At 66.2% G+C, this 5,608-nt stretch carries 3 protein-coding genes; 2 read left to right on the top strand and 1 reads right to left on the bottom strand.

Annotated features, from left to right (window positions below):
• On the top strand, nucleotides 1-2,437 hold a 2,437-nt coding region (gene mycP, locus ACQI5H_RS24410), incomplete at its 5' end, for a type VII secretion-associated serine protease mycosin (RefSeq protein WP_427081865.1).
• 25 nt (nucleotides 2,438-2,462) lie between these two features.
• A complete protein-coding gene (gene eccA / locus ACQI5H_RS24405; RefSeq protein ID WP_427081864.1) occupies nucleotides 2,463-4,295 on the top strand; it encodes a type VII secretion AAA-ATPase EccA in 1,833 nt (610 codons plus the stop codon).
• Between the two features lie 814 nt (nucleotides 4,296-5,109).
• Here the strand turns inward: eccA and ACQI5H_RS24400 are convergent.
• Nucleotides 5,110-5,608, bottom strand: a 499-nt coding sequence (locus ACQI5H_RS24400) for a hypothetical protein (RefSeq protein ID WP_427081863.1), incomplete at its 5' end; no start/stop codon positions are given.

The following is a 5,608-nucleotide window of genomic DNA, read 5'->3' as shown; positions in this document are numbered from 1 at the left end:
GCGATCACCTGCACATCGGGGGCCACACCGGAAAACCCGTCGGCAGCCGCCGCCTGCGCCGGCTGCCGACGGGTTTTCCGGTGTGGCCCCCGATGTGCAGGTGATCGCGATCCGGCAAAGCTCCAAAGCGTTTAGCCCTAAGGACGCCTTCGCCGGTAACCAGGATCCGGCCACCAGGCGTAAAGCCGGTGATATCCGCACGATGGCCCGCGCGATCGTGCACGCGGCCAACATGGGCGCCACGGTGATCAACATTTCGGAGGTGTCGTGTATGACCGCGACCGATCTGATTGATCAGCGCGATTTGGGGGCTGCGATTCATTACGCGGCGGTGGAGCGCAACGTGGTGATCGTGGCGGCGGCGGGCAACGCCGGCAACGGGGGCGCGGGCACCGAGGGCGGCAACGACTGCAAGCAGAACCCGATCTATAACCCGTTGACTCCCAACGATCCTCGCGACTGGGCGGGAGTGACGACGGTGGCCACTCCGGCGTGGTTTTCTGATTACGTGCTCACGGTGGGCGCGGTGGATTCCACCGGCGCCCCGCTGGATAGCAGCATGGCCGGGCCGTGGGTGTCGATCGCAGCACCGGGCACCGATGTGGAGAGCCTCTCGCCGCGCGATGACGGGCTGATGAACGCCGTCGAGGGCTCCAAGAACACGCTGGTGGCTCCGGCGGGCACCTCCTTTGCGGCCGCGATCGTCTCCGGTGTGGCCGCGCTGGTGCGCGCGAAGTACCCGCAGTTGACCGCCCATCAGGTGATCAACCGGCTGTTGGCGACCGCGCGCGCGCCGGCACGTGGTGTCGATAATCAGGTCGGGCACGGCATCGTCGACGCGGTGGCCGCGCTCACCTATGACCTGCCGCCGGGGGAACCTGTTGGGCCGCAACGCTTGGCGGCCCCGCTGGTGCTGGCTCCGCCGAAGGTGGGCCGCGACATGACTCCGGTGTGGGTGGCCGGTGCCGGTGTGGGTGTGGGGGCGGTGGTGTCGCTGCTGGCCGTTTTGTGCTGGCGCGGTGCGCCGCTGTTGACGCTGGGGTGGCGAGCACTGGGTGCTCGACGTTTCCGGGACGGTGTTGGGGGCGGCGAGCTGGCCGATTACGAGCGCAGCTTCGGGTCGGGTCCGGTCGGAATCCGTGCTGTGGGCCCGCATTTGGTGGCGGTGGTGGCTGTCGACGGGCCGCCGCATAGCCCCTCGGTGCTCGATTACCCGCGGGTGGAGTCGTTGGCGAAGCTGCCGCTGGAGGCGGTGGCCGCCGGGTTGGCTCAGTTCGACGTGAGCCTGGAGGGCATCGACATCGTTTCCGTCGGCGCGCGGCGGGCACCCAAAGCGCATCACCCGTATGCGCCGGTGTATTCGGCCGAGGTGGGCGATCATCCCGCGGTCGGGCAGCGCCGCACCTGGCTGGTGGTGCGATTCGACGCGCTGGGCAGCGCGCGCGCGATTGTGTGGCGCGAGTCGGTGGCGGCCACGATGAGCGCGGCGGCCGAATGGCTGGCTGCCGAGCTGAGCAGTTTGCGGATCCCGGCGCGGGTGTTGACGGCCGCCGAGATCTCCGCTGCCGATGAGGCGGTGCTGGCTGGTATTGACCCGAACGGGTTGAAGCCAGGGTGGGGTCGGCTGCGCCACGCGGGCGGCTATGTGCAGACCTATTGGCTGTCGCCGCGCGACATTTCCAGCACGACGATTGACCGGTTGTGGGCACCGGACACGCAGGCCACGGTGGTGTCGGTGCAGCTGCGCCGCGCCGATGACGGGGCCACCACCGCTGGGGTGATGGTGCGCTATCACACTGGCGGTCCGCTGGCCGAGCCGCCGTTGACTGGGCTCAACCCGTTTGCGGGTCGTCACGACGTCGCGCTGCGCGCCGGGTTGCTGGCCGCCGGACAGGGGTTGGCGGTGCCGGCGCGCTCGCTTCGGGCCGGGGATAAGGTGGCGGTGCCGATTGGGGCGACGGGCATCATCGTCGGTACCACTGCGAGCGGGCATCCGCTGCTGGTTGATCTGCATGATCCGACTGAGCTGGCCACGGTGACGATCTCGGGGGAGTTCGCGCTGCTGGTGCAGGTGGCGTTGCGGGCCGCCGCGACCGGCTATCAGGTGCTGGTGTGCACCAAGCGTCCGCAGCGGTGGCGGCCGGTGGTCGGGGCCGGGCTGCAGGTGGTCGCCGAGGCGGGGCTGGCCGAGCAGTTGCCGGCCTCGGCCTACCCGTATGTGGTCGTCTTCGATGGTGTGGGCGGCCCGGCGCCGGCGGGTGCGGCGGTCACGGTGCGCACGGTGGCGCGCCGTTCAGCTAGCGGCGCCGATATTCACATCGAGCAGGAGAGTGCGGGGGCGGCGGTGATCCGTACGTGGGCGTTTCAATACCGGCTGCGGATCAACCTTGGTTATGAGCGTCGCCTGACCGATGCGGGTCCCCGCCGGGCGGCCTGAAAGCGGTTAGGATTCGAAGCTGACCATGACAGGGATTGAGGCAGAAACCCCGGCCCGCAGCGCTTTTCGCCGCGGGCTGCTGGCATCCGGGATTGGTGTGGGCGGGTTGGTGCCCAGCCATAACCGGCAGGTGGCCGCGGAGATGTTTCGCTCGGTTACCCGCGCCGACCCGGGGGTCTGTGATGGCTGGATGGGCCGGGTGCTGGCCGGTGAGGACACCTTGGAGGTTTTGGCCGGGGCGTGGGCGGCCGCGGAAACGTTCGGTTGGGAGATCCGCCGGCTGCAGGTGCTGGGCGCAGACTTTCGCCCGTTGGTGTTCGACGGGCTGTTTTTGCAGCTGCCGATCAGTTCGGTGGATGGGCTGCGCTGCGCGTATGCGACGGTGCTGATCCGCGAAGGCAACTACGGCCAAGCTGATGAGCTGCTGAGTTCGGCGGGCACGCCCTCTGATCCCTTCGACGCCGACATGGCCTGCTACGTGGCGGGGCTGCTGCATTTCCGCACCCAACGCTGGACCGATGTGTTGCGCCTGTTCCCGGTCGACAAGCGTTGGTATCGGGCCGAATACGAGTGCGCGGCCACCGCGATGGCCACCACCGCGCTGGCGTCGCTGGGGGTGTTCGAGGATGCGTTTCGCCGCGGCGAGAAAGCCGCCGGCGATGACCGGGTGCCCCAGGCGGCCACGGTGGTCCTCTACACCCAGGCGATGTGTCTTCGTCATCTGGGCCGCGAGGATGAGGCGGCCCAGCTGCTGCGCCGGGTGTATTCGCGTGACCCGAAATTCGCCCCGGCGCGCGAAGCGATGGACGACCCGACGCGGCGTCTGGTGCTGACGGACCCGGAAACCATCGAGGCGCGTAGCGATCCGTGGGATCCGGCCAGCGCGCCGAGCCGGTTGGACACCGAGACGGCCCGCGACGCCGAGAAGGCCTCGCAGTATCTGGCTGAGGGGCAGGCCGAGCTGGACGCCATGCTGGGCATGGAAACGGCGAAGCGGGAAATCAAACGCATCCGCTCGACGACGAAGGTCAATCTGGCGCGCACGAAGGTGGGGCTGCGGGTGCCGGTGACTTCTCGGCACACGTTGCTGCTGGGCCCGCCTGGGACCGGAAAGACGTCTGTGGCACGGGCTTTCACTAAGCAGCTGTGCGGGTTGAAGGTGCTGCGCAAACCGCTGGTGGTGGAAACGAGCCGCGCGAAACTGTTGGGCCGCTACATGGCTGATGCAGAGAAGAACACCGAAGAGATGCTTGAAGGGGCACTGGGTGGGGCGGTGTTTTTTGATGAGATGCACACGCTGCACGAGCGCGGCTATTCCACTGGCGACCCGTATGGCAACGCGATCATCAACACACTGCTGCTGTATATGGAAAATCACCGCGACGAGCTGGTGGTGTTTGGCGCCGGATACGCCAAAGCCACCGAGCGGATGCTCGAGGTGAATCAGGGTCTGCGGCGGCGGTTTTCGACGGTGATCGAGTTCCACAGCTACACCCCACCTGAGCTGATCGAGTTGACCAAGCTGATGGTGGGCGAAGACGAGGATGTGACCACCGATGAGGCCGTTGAGGTGCTGCGCCCGGATTTTGAGCGGTTCTATGCCGATGAAAGCATCACCGCTGAAGGCGATTTGATCCGCGGCATTGACGTGTTGGGTAACGCGGGGTTTGTGCGCAACGTGGTCGAGAAGGCCCGCGATCACCGCAATGACCGCCTGGATACCATCGAGCTCGATGACCTGCTGGCCAGCGACGATGTCGACGTCAGTGAGGAGCAGTTGCTGCGTCTGCGTGAACTGACTCGTGAGGATCTGGCCGAGGGCTTACGCGCCGCGGTATCGGAAAAGCGTTCGCAGTAACGCAAACGCTGGCCGTCGGCGTGCTGGCTGCAAGCCCGCGTGAATCTTCACCCGCAGTGGGCGGTGTCGAACACTTAACCATTCGACTCGCTTAGACCTGGGTCATACCGTCGCGATCGTCAGAGCAGACGACGCCCGGATCGCCGTGTTCGCTGCCGTAGTCGGCATAACGTGAGACGGCTTGCACAATGGCTGCGGCCGTGTGGGTCTCAAGCGAGGGCTCAGTGGCCGCAGGGTTAAATGTCGTAGTGCGGCAACGCTGCAGAGTAGCGGGCGCTCGAGTGGTCGGGATGGCCGGTGAGATCGACAGCAGGTGTGGCATCGATCAATAACGTGTACATGTCGTGTTCTGGAAACCCTTGTTGGGCCGCAGCATCCACCAATGGCCGTCGTGGTGTGCGGCATAGGGGAAGAACTTGTATCCGGTGCGCAACCACGGTGGGTGCGCGGTTTGGTCGACTGCAGACGCAGGTATGAGGATTCTCCGTCAGCACCTGACATACCGTGATTTTAAGCCGTGTAGGTGACACGACGGTTGAGTTGCGACGTTACATGGGCGCCACCTGCGGGAGGGTGCGCTGGCATCAAGCCGGATGCGGGTGGCTCGCTGAATCGGTGCGTTCGCCCCAGAATCATCCGTGTTCTCCGGCTGGGCCTTCGCCCTCTTGCGTGGTCTCACTCGGCCAATGCGAGTGCGGGGGAGGGATCACGTGGGACCCGAAGGGTTGGCTGGTCCGCCGAAGATCCTCGGTCCTTCACCGCCGGTCACGAACGCACGGTGGATTTGCGGTGTCGCAGTTGGTGGTGGGTCGCGTTAGCTGGCTGGGCAGGCGTTGTTGAGTGCGGTGAGTTCGGTGTGTGTTTGTTTGGCTAGGTCGGCGTAGGCGTGTGTCCAGGGCGGAGGTGCTTGGGGGTTTGCGGGCACGGTCTTGTCGCTGCGGGCTTGTGCGACGAGGGCCACCATTTGCCTGGCTTGGTCGGCGAGTCGGTTGGCGTGGGCGGCGAGGTCGGGTTGGTAGATGGATGAGGCGTATGCGCTCATGCGGTCGGCCCAGTTTTGGTAGTCGCTGATGGAGGGCTGGGTGTTTGTGTCGGGATTGAAGGCGGTGCCGAGCTGTTGTCCTTGGGTGGTGTTGTAGTCGATCATCGCGCGCACGGTGGGGCAGTCGGGGGAGCGAGAAGCGTGGTGTTGGTGGGTAGTCAGCCATGCTGCGGTGCTGGCGATGGCGATGATGGTGGCGAGGATGCCGAGGGTCCAGGTGCGTCGATTGGGGGTGGCCATTAGCGAGGCCTCGTCATGATCGGGGGGGAGG

It is taken from the genome of Mycobacterium heidelbergense (assembly GCF_050205645.1).
Lineage (GTDB): Bacteria > Actinomycetota > Actinomycetes > Mycobacteriales > Mycobacteriaceae > Mycobacterium > Mycobacterium heidelbergense_A.
This window is presented reverse-complemented; position numbering and strand designations above follow the sequence as displayed.

Coding starts and splice junctions, on each gene's coding strand:
- eccA (WP_427081864.1), top strand. CDS start 2,463: ATGACAGGGATTGAGGCAGAAACCCCGGCCCGCAGCGCTTTTCGCCGC.